The following is a 14,405-nucleotide window of genomic DNA, read 5'->3' as shown; positions in this document are numbered from 1 at the left end:
TCGCGGGCCCTCTCCGGGTATCGATTTTGGGACTGCCCACGTCGTGCGCTAATCTTCAGGAGTCAGCGCGCGGGACACACCCCGCAGAGCGCGGCGGGGCTATAGCTCAGTTGGTTAGAGCGCATCCCTGATAAGGATGAGGCCACAGGTTCAAATCCTGTTAGCCCCACCAGCGAAGAAGACCCCCAGTCGGTAGCGGCTGGGGGTCTTTCGCATCTTCGGTCGACGCCAGGGGGCGCACGACGTTCTGCCCATGCGGAACGTGATGCGCCGCGAATCTGCCGCGTGATACGCCGCACATGCGTTTGTTCCGGCCATGACGGACTCGGCGGTCAGCTAAGCGTGGGAGCCTCTGTCATGCGCCACTCAACCACCGTCGCGGCTTGAACCGCGGCCGCCGTCCTGTTCGCCGGCTGCGGCGCCGGGGACACGGGGAACACCTCCGGGCGTACGTCGAAGAACGGCGCTTCGGCCATCGCCGGGGCTCGTGGTTCGTTCGATGGGGGGGCGGCGCTCGAGAACGCCGATCCGGGGCGCTACTCGGCTCCGCACGGAGACGATCCTGCTGGAGGACGCTGGCTACACCCGGGCGTTCGACGCCGACGGAACCGCCGGGAAGTGCAACGGCGTGACGTTCGAGGAATTCGGCAAGCCGGTGCGTGTGAGCGCACCGGAGTGATTTCGGCCGGGACGTACGAAACCCCCGGCCGTGAGCCGGGGGTTTCCTCTGGGGTCCGGGGCGTCGTACGCAGGATCGCCGAGTGTACGGGTGGACGTGGCTGGTGGGCGCGGACTTCGCGAGTGGTAGGCGGCCGTGGGCTGCGCGTTCGTGGCTGCTCGTCGCAGTGGGGCCGGTCGCGGGTTCCGCGGTCTGTGGATCAGCGCTGGAGGCGTGCCAGGGGCTCGGCCGGTGCGGAAGGGGCGTCAGGAGCGGCCGGCGGGACGGTGAGGGCCGACGCCTCGTCCAGAGGGCTGTCCGGGGCCGTCAGGTGGCGACAGGAGGGCGAGGAGCCGTGCGCCTCCGCGCGGATGCGCTGCTTCATCGTGGGGGGCAGCGCGTGATCGCGGGGGCGGGAGGGGAGGGGCAGGGCCGCGGTCGTCGTACGGGCCGCGCAGTTGCGGGTGGTCTCGGTCTGCGGTACCGCGGCGGCCGCCGTGGTCGTGATGAGTCCGAGCGCCGTGCACAGCGCGAGGAAGGCGGTGACGATGGTGGTCCACAGCTTCATGACCGTGTTCTGGGCCATGGCCCCTCACTTTCGGGTCGGGCGATTTGCGTACTTTCCTCATGATGTGTATGCGGGCCGCGAAGTGCGGGACCGACGCCCGTGGCGCGTCGATCTTCAGATCAACACCACTCGGATGGGTGCAAGGGGGTGCGAGAGTTCCCCGGAGCTGCGAAGTCGTCCGGGAAACCGGTGTGATGAACCCGCGACAGGAGCGGCGGCGTCCGGTTCTACTGGGCTCTTCCGGCCGGGAGTTGAGGGGGCGGCGCAGGTCACCGATCGATATCGGTCGGTGTGTATAGTCGGGCGCCAGAGGTCCCCTACGTCAAGGAAAGACGAGGTCGCGCGGTGAAGAAGCTTCTCCTGGTCGCACTGGCCGCCATCGGCGGGCTCCTCGTGTACCGCCAGATCCAGGCGGATCGCGCCGAGCAGGATCTGTGGACGGAGGCGACTGACTCCGTGCCCACGGGTTCGTGAACATCGACATCAGTCTCAGAACAGACCCCGGCCGTGCTCACGGCCGGGGTTTTGTGTCCCTTGGGCACCTCGGCCGGGGAGTGCAGGGACTTAGGGCGGAGCTGGAAGAGGTCAGGACTTCGCTGTCGCGAATGTTTCGCTTGCAATGGCAAAACATGGCTCTGTCAAGAACGCGATTTCGGCCGCTCGTCCCTGAGAAGGCGCGCATCTGTGCGGATGGAACGGCAGGATGGGCGCGTTCGGGGCTACGACGAGGGGTGGCGCGGGATGGGGCGGCGCACGGGTTGGCGGCGCAGGGTCTGGGGGTCCGCTGCGGCAGCCGCGGGAGCGGCCCTGCTCATCGCCACGGCACAGCCCGGTCCCGCCATGGCGGCCGACGCACTGACGCCCTACTCCTACGCTGAGGGGGCCACGACCGTCGACGGCTCGACGGGCACCACGCAAGCGGTGCGGCTGACACCGGGCAGGACGTACCGGAGTTCCATCGGCCCCGGCGAGAAGCTCTACTACCGCCTTGATCTCGACGGCTTCGCCAACGCCTACGTCTCGGGCACCGCCGTACCCGCGGCAGGGGCGAGCGTCGCCTCCTCCGACGGGCTCAGGGTCTCCATCGAGGACGTCGACGCCCACCGCTGCTCCTATGGGAACGCCCGTTTCGGTCCCACCCGCAGCGCCCACCCAGTGACCGCCTGGGCCTCACGGGAGATCGGCGCCGACGAGTACATGTGCCAGGCGGCCGGGGCGTATTACCTCGTCGTCGAACGTGTTGGTTCGGGCACGTCGCCAGGGGCGTCGTCCGGTGGGTCACCAGGTGGGGCGGTGTCTGGTGGGTCGAGTGGGACCGGTGCGTCAAGGGGGTCAGGGGCGGCAGGAGGGTCGTTGGGTTCCGGGGGGCCGGGTTCGGCCCAGGAGTGGGGGCTCGAACTCGCGTACGTGTGGGAACCCGCCGTGAAGAAGGGCGGCTCGACGGCCGCCCCGGAGACCTGGAACTCCGCGTCGCCCGAAGCCCTGCCGGGAGATCCCGAGCGTCGACGCGGAGGGAGCGGCTTCGCCTCGGCCGGCCCTCTGGCACAGGGGATCTGGCAGGACGAGACCGGGATCAAGGCCGGAGAGACGCTGTACTACAAGGTCCCCGTCGACTGGGGGCAGCAGCTGTACGCCGGCGTCGAGCTGGGCAGTTCGACCGGCGACGGGCATGTGGGCAACGCGCTGGTCATGTCGCTGTACAACCCGGCGCGGGGCCGTGTGGACGACGTACTCGTCAACTACCGCGGTGATCAGCGCTCCGCCGCCCTCGACCTGCTTCCCCCGGTTGCCTACGAAAACCGCTACTCCCTCGACGACGAGGCCAGGGGTATGCGGTTCGCCGGCTGGTACTACCTGGCGGTCCACCTCGGCTCGGCGGTGGCCGAAGGCTTCGGCGAGAAGCCGATCGGGCTGACCCTGCGGATTCGGGTGTCGGGGCAGGCAGAGCCAGGACCCGGGTATCTGGGCCGGGCCGAGCCGCGCGGCGTCTTCGAGGTCACCGACCAGGACCGTGAGGCCGCGGAGACCGGGGCGGGGACGGGGGAGACGCTGGACGGGACCGGGGAAGCCGGTGCCGGTGACGCGGGGGGTACTGGCGGCGATGAGAGCACCGGTGGTTCGGACGGGTCCACGATCAGCGAGGGCAGACGTCTGGCCATGACGGCGGTCGCCGCGGGCGGGATCGGTACGGGGAGCCTGCTGGTGCTGGGGCTGGTGCTGTGGACGCTCGTGGCGCGCCGCCGGGCCGCGGCGGAACGGCCCGCGGGGCCGGCGGGAGGAACGGTGGGAACCGGGGGCGGCAGGGCAGCGCGGCGGGGGCGGCATGGGCCGTCCCGAGGGCGGTAGCGGTCGACGGATGGCCCTCGGCGGGAGGATCCGCCGACGGTCGTCGCGGGCGGCGGGGTCGGAACCCTGGCTGAGGGTTAGAGCTGACCCAGCGCCCAGAACCCCACGGCAAAGCAGGCCATGGCCAGCAGCAGGACCGGGATGACCACCTTCGCGGGTGGGCCGGGGCGGCGCCGCCCATTCGCCCTCGATCGACGTGGAACCTGCGACACCTGTGCGGTGTATGAACCAGTAGAGGCGTACGCAGGCTGGTGCACCGCCGGGGTCGAGAGCTGAGAGAGGCCCAGGGGCGGTTGCGGTTGAGGGGAGGGCACATGCGTGGGTTCGTGGAGCGACGATGCGTGCAGGGGCGTCCCGGCTGTGGGAGTGGCCTGCTGATCCGCCTGTTGCTGGGGGTAGCCGGGAGCGTGGTGCTGGGGCTCAGCGTGAGGTGGCTGCGCGTGCAGTGGCTTTGTCTGCAGCGGCTCTGCGTACTGCGGATCCGCCTGACGTGGTGGAGCGTGGGCGGCCAGCACATGCGGTGGCGGCAAATGGAAGCTGCCGGTGTCCGACATCGTGGACGGCTGGGTCGGCACCGGGTCGCGCTCGGGTCGCGGTGGCGCAGGGTCGGTGCCCGACGGTATGGGTTCGGACTGCGTCGGTACGGCGCCGGGGGGCGGCTCGGGGCCCAGCTGGCCGGCGGGCTGCTCAGAGGGGGCGCCCGCACCCTGATACCAGTGCCCGGTGCCGGTGCCGGTGCCGGTGCCGGTGCCGGTGCCGGTGCCGGTGCCGGTGCCGGTGCCTGAGCCGGTGCCTGAGCTGTGGCCGGCGCTTGAGCTGGTCTGGGGCGGCGCTGTTGTGGGCATCGGCGGCGGCAATGCGGCGCCCGCGTAAGGCGGTTGAGGTGCGGAGCCGTTAGGTGGAGCTTGAGGGAGGGCGCCTGAGCCGGGCTGCGCGAGCGAGCCCTGGGATGGTGTGGGTTCAGGCAGCTGAGCGGGAAGCGGGGGAGCAGGAGGATGCGGAGGCGGAGGGGTCACCTCCATGCCGGGGGCGCCGGACAAGCCGGGCAAGCCGGAAGGTGAAGGGGTGGACCAGCCAGGCGAGTTGGAAGCGGCCTCAGCACCTGACCGGGCGGCCTCCCCACTTGGCGGGTGGACATCCGCACTTGGCGCCTGGGCTTCCGCACCCCGGGCTTCCGCAGCAGGGGTGTCCGCACCGGGGGTGTCCGCGTGAGGGGTCTCCGCGCTGACCCGAGAGGAGCCGGTCCCTCGGCCTGCGGTCTGCGACGACGTGGCGCCCGTGCCCGTCCCGGTCGGATCCAGTCCTGACGCTCGCTGCAGAGGGCCTTCCGGACCGAATCCCATGGGAAGGGGGCCGAGTTGGTCGAACACCTCCACCAGTTCGTCGTCGGGGCCGGGCTCAGGAAGCAGCTCGGTGGCGGCGGCGAGGGCCTTGCGGGCACCCGTGGCCGTACGGAAGCGGGCGTTGGGGTCCGGCTGGAGCAGGGTGGCGATGATCTGCCAGAGAGGCTCCGGGATGCCCCGGGGAGCTTTCGGTGTGCCGTGGGCGGCGAAGTGTTCGATGAGCGCCTTGGAGTCGGGTTTGGCGCCTTCCAGGAGGTACAGAGCGACGAGGCCCACCGCGAAGAGGTCGGCGGGGAAGTCGGGGTCCGCGCCCAGCATCTGTTCGGGGGCGAAGTAACCCGGCGTCCCGACCACGTAGTTGGTCTCGGTCAGCCGGGGCTCGCCCAGGCGCATGGCGATGCCGAAGTCGGACAGGCGGAGGCGGGGCCGAGCCGTGCCGGTGGCCTCCAGCAACACATTGGCGGGCTTGATGTCGCGGTGGATGACGCCTTCCGCGTGCACGGCGGCCAGGCCGGACAGCAGCTGGTCGAGCAGGACGCAGACATAGGCAGGCGGAAGGGGACCGTAGTCGTTGATGAGGTTGACCAGGGAGCCCCCGGCGACCAGATCCATGGTGAACAGGACCTTGTCGTCATCGGCGGCCCAGCTGGCGGGCGCGAGCACATGAGGGTGGTCGATCCGCACGGCCTGTTCGCGGACGAAGCGGAGCAGAGCGTGCGCGTCGCGCTGCTGCAGGACCTTGGCGGCGACGTACCGGCGGCGTCGGTGGTCCCAGGTGCGCCAGACCGCGCCGACTCCCCCGCGTCCGATCGGGTCGACCAGTTCGTACCGGCCGGCGAAGACCTCACCCATGGTTGTGCGTCGTTCCCCCTTCGGCTCCCCCCTTGGCTGCCCGTCGGCGGAGGACACGGCTTTCGGGCCGCCCCCGCGGAGTCGGCTTCTGCCTACCGGTTTCCCACGGAGCTCAATTCCGTACCTCTGTCCCCCGGTCGTTCTGTTCGGCCCGTCGTCGACTCTGCCCCCCTCTGCAGCCAATGCGTAGCTTCAACTTCTCCGGCCCTGTGCCCCCTGGCCTCTCGGCTCTCGTCGAGCCTACGTTCGCGTCCTCGTGACTCCGGTTACTCCGGTTACTTCGGTGAGCCTGGTCAGCGCTGCACCCCGTCCCCCGTATCGCGCCCCCCGTATCTCCCCCGTCTCGACCGCGGCCCGGTCGCCGACCCCGTCTCGGTGACCGGGCCTCCAGCTCAGTTCTGGTGGGACTGGTAGTGAGCCACCGCGTCCGAGGTGCGGCCCGCGCCGTACACCCGGAGGAACTCTGCCAGTTCGGGGTGGGTCGGGGCGAGGGTGTCCGCCGCCTCGATGATGTCGCCCGCGGCCGCCACCGAGCGCAGCAGCGACTGGATCTCGCGGACCACCCGCTTCACCGTGGGCGCCCCGGAACTCGTCGTCGACTGCGTGGTGTTGCTGAGCACAGATCCCCCCTGCGACTTCTTGATCTCGTCCATGCGCTCGGTCGCCTCGGCGGCGCTCACGCTGCCGTCCGCGACCTGCCCCGCCAGGTCCTGCAGCAGCTGCACCCGCTGAACCACGGCCGGGTTCCCGATCTTGGCCCGCTGACCGCTCATCAGCTGCGACAGCATCGGTGCGGAAAGGCCCAGTACCCCCGCGAGACGGGCCTGGTTGAGACCCAGGTCCTCGATGAGCCTACGGAAGAGCGCCCCCAGTGGCTCCCCGTACCAGTTCCGCTGCAGCTCCCGGGCTCTTGCGGTCGCTTCCTGCTGTGCGGCGTCCATTGCGTCTCCCCATCGCTTCCCCAAAAACTGCGGTTCGCTGTAGCGAACCACGACGAGCATCTTACGGAGAGTGGTCGTTCACGGGGACCCCCAATCTTTTTGCGAGATACCGGGGGTGACCCGGTACTCTGGTCTGCGGCACCACCCGGTGGTCGGTACTTCCGGGCGGACCGTTCCCTTACGGGGCCTTAGCTCAGTTGGTAGAGCGCTGTCTTTGCATGGCAGATGTCAGGGGTTCGACTCCCCTAGGCTCCACAGCGGATGGGCTGGGCCGGACGTCATAGGACGTCCGGCCCAGCCCTTTTTCTGTGCTCCGCCGCTAGCCCATCACCCAGCACTCCAACCGAGCCGCGTCGCGATCGCGATCTGTGCAGTGGGCGGTCGGACTGCCCCTGGAGCCGTGAGACGGCTCGCGGCGTGGGCAGACGTGCGCATATGCGAAAACCATGGTCTGCGTCATAGAGATGGCGGGCCGTAGGTGGCTATTACCCTTTGCAATCGGATGGACACATTCCGGAAGAGGTATGCGGGGTCTGCGGCTGGCATGCGTGTTTCACGTGAAACAGCCCTGCGGGCCGGAAGACCGTCAAGTCTTCCGGCCCGCAGGGCTGTTGAAAGGCGCCTCGCTCCGGACGCCTCAGCGGCGGTCGTCGCGGTTCGCCGCTTCGTCCTCGGCCTGCTTGGCCTCGACCTCGGGGTCGAGGGCGGACTCACCGCTCCCGTCCACGGAGGACAGCCGACCGGGCTCGGAAACCTCGGTGGCGGCGGGGGGCTCGACCAGCCAGTCGGGGTTGGCCTGCTTGTCCCACCACTTCCAGGCGGCGAAGGCGCCGCCCGCGAGGAGACCGATCACGGCCACGCCCTTGAAGGCGCGGCCGGCCCTGGCGCGGCGCTGCTGCTTGCGGACGAGCTTCTGGATCTGCTCGGGCGACACCTGGCCGCGCAGTGCGGCCAACGCCGCCACGCTCCGGGCCGTGGCCTCCTCACGCATGGGGCCGGCAGCGGCCACTGCCTGCTCGAATCGCGGGCGGGAGTAGTCGGCGGCCTGGCGGGCTGCCTTGCGGGTGCGCAGGGCGGCCTCATGGGCCGCGCTGTCGATCTTCGGCGGTACATGCGTGCGTGCCTGTTCCAGACGCGGGACGACAAGGGCGCCGTACTGGACGCGTGCCTGTTCCGCGGCCTGCGACACCTTCGGCGCGATCTTCACGCGCGCCTCATGTGCGTAGTGCGAGGCCTTTTCCTTGGCCGTGTCGGCGTAAGGCGCCACCACTTCCGCGGCGTGCAGCACGCTGTCCTTCGCCGAACCGGTCGCGGCGCGCACGCTGTCGATGCGGGTCACGGGATCCTCCTCCTCGGTGGCGTACGGTATTTCGACTTTCCACCCTTTTGGCGATCATGCCTCTCGGAAAGCTCTGAGGCATGCGAGGGCGGGCATCCGGGTCATGCGAACCGACTCCGTGCGATCAGGAAGCGGACGACCGCCCGAGATCCGGTGATGTGCAATTGCGGATGAATACGGGGCAACGGGAGCTTGTCCACGACAGTGCCGACAATGCCACGGATCGTCGCCAAGCGCGCCGATACCGTGGGTACTGGACCTGATTTCCGTGCGCATGCCGTACATGGGAGTGGCCGCCGGGCGACTCCGGGCGCCGTCCGTGCGAGGATCGGTGGAGTCACAGAGGACAACGGAAGGCAGATCGTGGCTGAGCAGCTGTACGCCACCCTGAAGACCAACCACGGCGACATCGAGGTGCGGCTGCTGCCGAACCACGCGCCCCAGACGGTCAAGAACTTCGTCGAGCTCGCCAAGGGCGAGCGTGAGTGGACCCACCCGGCGACCGGCCAGAAGTCCACGGACAAGCTCTACGACGGCACGGTCTTCCACCGGGTGATCAGCGGATTCATGATCCAGGGCGGTGACCCGCTGGGCAACGGCACCGGCGGCCCCGGCTACCAGTTCGGCGACGAGTTCCACCCGGACCTCGCGTTCGACAAGCCCTACCTGCTGGCCATGGCCAACGCCGGTCCGGGTACCAACGGCTCGCAGTTCTTCATCACCGTCGCTCCGACGGCGTGGCTGAACCGCAAGCACACCATCTTCGGCGAGGTCGTCGACGCGGCCAGCCAGAAGGTCGTCGACACCATCGCGACCATCCAGACCAACCCGCGCACCGACCGCCCGGTCAACGACGTCGTCATCGAGTCCGTCGTCGTCGAGACGCGCCAGGGCTGAGCCGCCCGAAGGCCCGCCAGACGGGCCGGGGCCTGAGCGGTGTCCGCGCCTGCCGAACCGAAAGGTTCGCAAGGTCCCGAAGGGAACCATTCGCCCCGCTCATCCGTAAGGATGGGCGGGGCCGATGCGTTCCACACGAGAGACGGAGGGGACCCGATGGACCAGGTGCCGAGCACCCCGCGGGACGCGCAGAGCCTGCCCACCTGCTACCGGCACCCCGATCGCGAGACAGGTATCCGCTGCACCCGCTGTGAGCGCCCCATCTGCCCCGAGTGCATGGTGAGTGCCTCCGTGGGCTTCCAATGCCCGGAGTGCGTCCGCAACGGCTCGGGCACGGGCCACGCGTCCTCCGCCTCCCAGCCCCGCACCCTCGCGGGCGGCACCGTCAGCGCGGATCCCCGGCTTCTCACCAAGATCCTGATCGGCGCGAACCTGCTGGTGTTCCTGGTGCAGATGTCACTGGGCGACCGCTTCACCGACCGGTTCTCCCTCGTCGCGCGGGCCTGGGTCCCTGAGCTCGGCACCTCGCTCCAGGGCGTCGCCGAAGGCCAGTGGTACCGGATGGTCACGTCGATGTTCCTGCACAGCGGCGTCACGCACATCCTGTTCAACATGCTCAGTCTCTGGTGGATCGGCGGCCCCCTGGAGGCGGCCCTGGGCCGGGCCCGCTATCTGACGCTCTACTTCGTCTCCGGCCTCGCGGGCAGTGCCCTCACCTACCTGCTGGCCGCTCCGAACCAACCGTCCCTCGGTGCGTCCGGGGCGATCTTCGGCCTCTTCGGCGCCACAGGCGTCCTCATGCGGCGCCTCAACTACGACATGCGCCCGCTGGTCATCCTGCTGGTGATCAACCTGATCTTCACCTTCACCCCGATGTTCAACATCTCCTGGCAGGCGCATGTGGGAGGGCTCGTCGGCGGTGTCGTCGTCGGCTACGCGATGGTGCACGCGCCGCGGGAGCGGAGGTCGCTGATCCAGTTCGGGGTGTGTGCCCTGGTCCTTGCCGCGGTCGTCGTCATGACCCTGGTCAGGACGGCCCAGCTCAACTGATCCGGCCCAGAACAGGCTCCTGCACGGCCCCTGATCCGCGTCGCGGAGCACTGTTGTCCACAGACCGTGGCGGATCTTGTGCATAGGGTGCGGGAACAGGTGTGCCCCCTGTCGCTCACCTGCGTTTCCGCAGGTCAGGCAGGGGGCGAACATCTTTACGGAGTCGACGGGGCAGTCATACCGGCGTCAACGCCCGATGAGTTATCCACAGATCGTCGTTCTTTTTCCCCACTGTGGAAAACGCCTGTGGATAACTCCGTGGATAGCTCTGGGGAGGGCTGGTCACGCCGGGGTGGAAGGTGCTACTTCCACTGGGTCGAGACGCCGAATCCGGCGGCGATGAAGCCGAAGCCCACCACGATGTTCCAGTTGCCGAGGGAGTCGACGGGCAGCGAGCCATCGGTCACGTAGAAGATGACGATCCATGCCAGGCCGATGAGGAACATGGCCAGCATGACGGGAGCCACCCAGCCGCGGCTGTTCAGCTTGATGGCTGTGGCCTGCTTCGACGGCGGCGGCGTGTAGTCGGCCTTCTTGCGGATACGTGACTTCGGCACGAGGGTCTCTCCTGTCGATGCGCTGCGTGGCCGCGCAGGGAACGGGGCGGGCTCCGGGGCAGCGTACAAGGGGACACTGAATGCTCCCCCGGGCGTCCGTTAGCGTAGTGCTTCCGCGCCGCCTAAGGAGATAAGGGTACGTTGAGCAATTCAGCCGACTCCCCCGAGGCCGGTTCCGGCGACTCCTCTGGGACGGGATCCGGGACCGCCGAGCCCGACGGCGCATCGTCCTCCGCTACCGGTGACGGGTCCGCCCGCGGCAGCTTCCGGCCCGCGCGCGTGCTCACCGTGGGGGTCTTCGCCCTCGCCGGGCTGATCTTCTTCACCAGCTTCGACACCGCCAAGGGCACGAACATCCGCACGGACGCCTCGTTGCTCAAGCTGTCCGACCTCATTCAGGAGCGCAGCCACAAGAACGGGCAGCTCGACGAGTCCAACGCGGTGCTCCGTGACGATGTCGAGGCCCTCGCCGAGCGGGACGATGGCAGCACCGAGGTCGAGGACGCACGGCTCACCGCGCTGGAGAAGAACGCCGGCACCCAGAAGCTCAAGGGCGAGGCCATCACCGTCACCCTCAACGACGCCCCGCCCAACGCCACCGCCAAGCTCCCCGGCTACCCCGAGCCGCAACCCGATTACCTGGTCATCCACCAGCAGGACCTGCAAGCCGTGGTGAACGCCCTGTGGCTCGGCGGCGCCAAGGGCATCAAGGTCATGGACCAGCGGCTCATCTCCACCAGCGCCGTGCGGTGCGTCGGCAACACCCTGATCCTCCAGGGCCGCGTCTACTCGCCCCCGTACAAGATCCAGGCGATCGGTGACCCCCAGAGGCTGCGTAAGGCGCTCGCCGAGAGCAAGGCGATCCAGAACTACATGGTGTACGTCAACGTCTACGGACTCGGCTGGAAAGTCACCGAGGACGGGCCGGTGACTCTGCCCGGCTACTCGGGCACAGTGGATCTGCAGTACGCGAAGCCCGTGGAGTAGAGCCCGTAACGGCAGCCGGGGGACCTGTGTCGGTGCGTGTGATCGTCAGGACCGTCAGCGAGCTCTGCATCACCGCCGGCACCCTGATCGTGCTCTTCGTCGTCTACGTGCTCTTCTGGACCGGCGTGAAGGCCGACACCGAGATGGACCGCCAGGCCGATCTGCTCCGGGACCAATGGGCGAGGCAGCCGGCGCGACCGACGTCCGCCCCGGGGACCACGGCGAGTCCGAAGCCGCCCGCGCCGTACAAGGACGCGAAACCCTTCGCCCTCATGTACATCCCGCGCCTTGGTTTCACGTGGAACAAGCCCGTTCTGGAGGGCACCAGGACCAACACCCTGAAGAAAGGGCTCGGGCACTACGCGAACACCGCTCAGCTGGGGCAGAAGGGAAACTTCGCGGTCGCCGGCCACCGCCGCACCCACGGGGATCCCTTCAAAGATTTTCCGAAGCTGCGCTCCGGTGACGCGGTCGTCCTGACCGACGGAGCCCACTGGTACACGTACGTCCTCGACCAGGGGCCCTATCGGACATTGCCCACGGACGTCCAGGTCATTGACCCCGTGCCGAAAAAATCGGGCTACACGCGCGCGGGACGCTATCTCACGCTGACGACCTGCGACCCGGAGTGGGGCCACAGCCATCGGCTCATCGTGTGGGGCCATCTCGAATCCACGAAGCCTGTGGAGTCAGGGAAACCTGAGGCACTCCGCCGTTAGTCTGGTGGCGGTACGGCGTGAGTCCGGTGCCGTGGTGTGAAGGAAGGGACGGCATGTACGGCTGGATCTGGCGGCATCTGCCCGGCAACGTGTGGGTGAAGGCGCTGCTCTCCATCGTGCTCACCCTGACCGTCGTCTACGTCCTCTTCCAGTACGTCTTTCCCTGGGCGGAGCCCCTGCTGCCCTTCAACGATGTGACGGTGAACGACCAGTGAGTGCCGCCCGACCCGCCCGCATCCTCGTCGTCGACAACTACGACAGCTTCGTCTTCAACCTGGTCCAGTACCTGTACCAGCTGGGCGCGGAATGCGAGGTGCTGCGCAACGACGAGGTGGCGACCGCGCACGCACAGGACGACTTCGACGGTGTCCTGTTGTCCCCCGGACCGGGCACTCCCGAGGAGGCCGGCGTCTGCGTCGACATGGTCCGCCACTGCGCCGAGACCGGCGTACCCGTCTTCGGGGTGTGCCTCGGCATGCAGTCCATGCAGGTGGCGTACGGCGGTGTGGTGGACCGCGCCCCCGAGCTGCTGCACGGCAAGACCTCGCTGGTGGAACACGAGGGCAGGGGCGTCTTCGCGGGCCTGCCGACCCCGTTCACCGCCACCCGCTACCACTCGCTGGCCGCCGAGCCCGCGACCGTGCCGGTCGAACTGGAGGTCACGGCTCGCACGCACGACGGAATCATCATGGGCCTCAGGCACCGTGAACTGCCCGTCGAGGGCGTGCAGTTCCATCCCGAGTCGGTGCTCACCGAGCACGGCCACCGCATGCTGGCCAACTGGCTGGTGGAATGCGGGGACGAAGGCGCCGTGGCGAGGTCGGCGGGGCTCGCCCCGGTGGTGGGCAGGGCCACGGCGTGACAGCACTGCGCCCCGAGCGCGAGAGTGCCCCCTACGGCGGCGAGGCCGCGTACGGGGGCGCCGAGTCGTTCGAGGCGGAGGACTTCCGCACCCCGCCCCCGGCCGAACCGCCGCAGCAGTGGTACGCCCCGCCGCAGGCACAGGCCCACGGGACGGAGTACTCGCAGGGCGACTGGTACAGCCGACGCGACTACGCGGAGCCGTCGTACGAACCGCGCCCCAGGACGCCCTACGGGGAGCCGTTCGAGAGCTACGAACCGACCGCCTATCCGTCGGCAGGGCCCGCCGCCTATGAGCCGCCCGTGCATGACCACCCCTCGGTCGACACCGCCCAGGAGCACCCTCCGATCGACGAGGAGACGGTGGCCCTCCGGGTGGAGGAGGCCCGGCGGCTCGCCGCCGAAGCGGAGGCGATACATACGCCGCCCGCTCCCGGGGGCCGTGCGGCGCGCCGTAAGGCCGCGAGACGGCACGGGAGGCACGGAGGGCCCCCGGCGGCCCGCGCGGGCTCCGGAGCCGCTCAGGGGCCCGCCAAGCCCTTAGACGCGGCCGTAGCGGCGTCGGCGCCGCTCTCCCGGGTCGAGGCGCGCCGGGCCGCGCGGGCACGCAAGCCCAGCATGGGCGTGCTCGCGAGCCGGGCGATCGGCGAGGTGTTCATCACCACCGGCGTGCTGATGCTGCTCTTCGTGACGTACCAGCTCTGGTGGTCGAACATCCGGGCACAGCAGCAGGCGGGCCGGGAGGCGACGAGCCTCCAGGAGGAGTGGAAGAGCGGCAAGCGCGCGCCCGGCGCGTTCGAGCCGGGCCAGGGCTTCGCCATCCTGCACATTCCGAAGCTCGACGTGGTCGTGCCCATCGCCGAGGGCACCAGCAAGACGAAGGTCCTGGACCGCGGGATGGTCGGGCACTACGACGAGAACAGCACCAAGACGGCGATGCCCCAGGACAAGACGGGCAACTTCGGTATCGCTGGGCACCGGAACACCCATGGAGAACCGTTCCGCTACATCAACCGGCTCAAGCCGGGCGACCCGATCGTCGTGGAGACGCAGGACACGTACTACGTCTACGACATGGCCTCGATCCTGCCGGTGACGTCGCCGAAGAACATCAGCGTGCTCGAACCGGTGCCCCCTGGCTCAGGATTCACCGGGCCCGGCCGCTACATCACCCTCACCACGTGCACCCCGGAGTTCACCAGCAAGTACCGCATGATCGTGTGGGGCAAGATGGTGGAGGAACGGCCGCGCAGCAAGGGCAAGCCCGACGCGCTCGTCCAGTAGGGG

At 69.1% G+C, this 14,405-nt stretch carries 14 protein-coding genes and 2 tRNA genes; 11 read left to right on the top strand and 5 right to left on the bottom strand.

Annotated elements, in window-relative coordinates:
* Positions 1-95 precede the first annotated feature (95 nt).
* Positions 96-172, top strand: a tRNA-Ile gene (locus ACZ4Z2_RS08765).
* 706 nt (positions 173-878) lie between these two features.
* On the opposite strand, the gene ACZ4Z2_RS08760 is transcribed toward ACZ4Z2_RS08765, so the two are convergent.
* A complete protein-coding gene (locus ACZ4Z2_RS08760; RefSeq protein ID WP_468073815.1) occupies positions 879-1,244 on the bottom strand; it encodes a DUF6344 domain-containing protein in 366 nt (121 codons plus the stop codon).
* Positions 1,245-1,571: 327 nt separating this feature from the next.
* On the opposite strand from ACZ4Z2_RS08760, the gene ACZ4Z2_RS08755 reads away from it, so the two are divergent.
* A complete protein-coding gene (locus ACZ4Z2_RS08755) occupies positions 1,572-1,700 on the top strand; it encodes a DLW-39 family protein (protein ID WP_003999697.1) in 129 nt (42 codons plus the stop codon).
* A gap of 366 nt (positions 1,701-2,066) precedes the next feature.
* A complete protein-coding gene (locus tag ACZ4Z2_RS08750; RefSeq protein ID WP_468073813.1) occupies positions 2,067-3,572 on the top strand; it encodes a hypothetical protein in 1,506 nt (501 codons plus the stop codon).
* A 77-nt stretch (positions 3,573-3,649) separates the two neighbouring features.
* Here the strand turns inward: ACZ4Z2_RS08750 and ACZ4Z2_RS08745 are convergent, their stop codons facing one another.
* Positions 3,650-5,767, bottom strand: coding sequence for a serine/threonine-protein kinase (locus ACZ4Z2_RS08745; protein WP_468073812.1), 2,118 nt, complete (start codon positions 5,765-5,767; stop codon positions 3,650-3,652).
* A gap of 392 nt (positions 5,768-6,159) precedes the next feature.
* The gene (locus ACZ4Z2_RS08740; RefSeq protein ID WP_033530590.1) at positions 6,160-6,708 is read right to left on the bottom strand and encodes a helix-turn-helix domain-containing protein; all 549 of its coding nucleotides are present in this window, start codon (positions 6,706-6,708) and stop codon (positions 6,160-6,162) included.
* Positions 6,709-6,890: 182 nt separating this feature from the next.
* Here ACZ4Z2_RS08740 and ACZ4Z2_RS08735 point away from each other — a divergent pair.
* Positions 6,891-6,963, top strand: a tRNA-Ala gene (locus ACZ4Z2_RS08735).
* Positions 6,964-7,345: 382 nt separating this feature from the next.
* Here ACZ4Z2_RS08735 and ACZ4Z2_RS08730 read toward each other — a convergent pair.
* Positions 7,346-8,047 (bottom strand): DUF5324 family protein, encoded by a 702-nt coding sequence (locus tag ACZ4Z2_RS08730; protein ID WP_468073810.1) that lies wholly within the window; start codon positions 8,045-8,047, stop codon positions 7,346-7,348.
* A 363-nt stretch (positions 8,048-8,410) separates the two neighbouring features.
* Here ACZ4Z2_RS08730 and ACZ4Z2_RS08725 point away from each other — a divergent pair, with 363 nt between their 5' ends.
* Together ACZ4Z2_RS08725 and ACZ4Z2_RS08720 are read left to right on the top strand one after the other, a co-directional pair.
* A complete protein-coding gene (locus ACZ4Z2_RS08725; protein WP_468073808.1) occupies positions 8,411-8,944 on the top strand; it encodes a peptidylprolyl isomerase in 534 nt (177 codons plus the stop codon).
* Positions 8,945-9,100: 156 nt separating this feature from the next.
* Positions 9,101-9,994 (top strand): rhomboid family intramembrane serine protease, encoded by an 894-nt coding sequence (locus ACZ4Z2_RS08720; RefSeq protein ID WP_468073806.1) that lies wholly within the window; start codon positions 9,101-9,103, stop codon positions 9,992-9,994.
* Positions 9,995-10,296: 302 nt separating this feature from the next.
* Here the strand turns inward: ACZ4Z2_RS08720 and crgA are convergent, their stop codons facing one another.
* Positions 10,297-10,551 carry a cell division protein CrgA gene (gene crgA / locus ACZ4Z2_RS08715; RefSeq protein WP_159770046.1) on the bottom strand — a complete coding sequence of 85 codons (255 nt, stop codon included), beginning with the start codon at positions 10,549-10,551 and terminating at the stop codon, positions 10,297-10,299.
* Positions 10,552-10,692: 141 nt separating this feature from the next.
* Between crgA and ACZ4Z2_RS08710 the strand changes: the two genes are divergently transcribed.
* The 5 genes from ACZ4Z2_RS08710 to ACZ4Z2_RS08690 are packed head-to-tail and all read left to right on the top strand — an operon-like array spanning position 10,693 to position 14,402.
* The gene (locus ACZ4Z2_RS08710; protein ID WP_468073804.1) at positions 10,693-11,538 is read left to right on the top strand and encodes a DUF881 domain-containing protein; all 846 of its coding nucleotides are present in this window, start codon (positions 10,693-10,695) and stop codon (positions 11,536-11,538) included.
* Positions 11,539-11,564: 26 nt separating this feature from the next.
* Complete coding sequence (locus tag ACZ4Z2_RS08705; protein WP_468073802.1) at positions 11,565-12,257, top strand: class E sortase; 693 nt, start codon at positions 11,565-11,567, stop codon at positions 12,255-12,257.
* A 53-nt stretch (positions 12,258-12,310) separates the two neighbouring features.
* Positions 12,311-12,472 (top strand): hypothetical protein, encoded by a 162-nt coding sequence (locus ACZ4Z2_RS08700; RefSeq protein ID WP_468073800.1) that lies wholly within the window; start codon positions 12,311-12,313, stop codon positions 12,470-12,472.
* The gene (locus tag ACZ4Z2_RS08695; protein ID WP_468073798.1) at positions 12,469-13,119 is read left to right on the top strand and encodes an aminodeoxychorismate/anthranilate synthase component II; all 651 of its coding nucleotides are present in this window, start codon (positions 12,469-12,471) and stop codon (positions 13,117-13,119) included. The genes ACZ4Z2_RS08700 and ACZ4Z2_RS08695 overlap by 4 nt, the downstream gene beginning before the upstream one ends.
* Positions 13,116-14,402 carry a class E sortase gene (locus ACZ4Z2_RS08690; protein ID WP_468073796.1) on the top strand — a complete coding sequence of 429 codons (1,287 nt, stop codon included), beginning with the start codon at positions 13,116-13,118 and terminating at the stop codon, positions 14,400-14,402. The genes ACZ4Z2_RS08695 and ACZ4Z2_RS08690 overlap by 4 nt, the downstream gene beginning before the upstream one ends.
* Positions 14,403-14,405 lie beyond the last annotated feature (3 nt).

The organism is Streptomyces sp. NPDC030183, from assembly GCF_055573455.1.
The sequence above is the reverse complement of the archived record's forward strand: the minus strand, read 5'-3'. Positions and strand labels throughout refer to the sequence as shown.

Coding starts and splice junctions, on each gene's coding strand:
- ACZ4Z2_RS08760 (WP_468073815.1), bottom strand. CDS start 1,244: ATGGCCCAGAACACGGTCATGAAGCTGTGGACCACCATCGTCACCGCC.
- ACZ4Z2_RS08750 (WP_468073813.1), top strand. CDS start 2,067: ATGGCGGCCGACGCACTGACGCCCTACTCCTACGCTGAGGGGGCCACG.
- ACZ4Z2_RS08745 (WP_468073812.1), bottom strand. CDS start 5,767: ATGGGTGAGGTCTTCGCCGGCCGGTACGAACTGGTCGACCCGATCGGA.
- ACZ4Z2_RS08740 (WP_033530590.1), bottom strand. CDS start 6,708: ATGGACGCCGCACAGCAGGAAGCGACCGCAAGAGCCCGGGAGCTGCAG.
- ACZ4Z2_RS08720 (WP_468073806.1), top strand. CDS start 9,101: ATGGACCAGGTGCCGAGCACCCCGCGGGACGCGCAGAGCCTGCCCACC.
- ACZ4Z2_RS08700 (WP_468073800.1), top strand. CDS start 12,311: ATGTACGGCTGGATCTGGCGGCATCTGCCCGGCAACGTGTGGGTGAAG.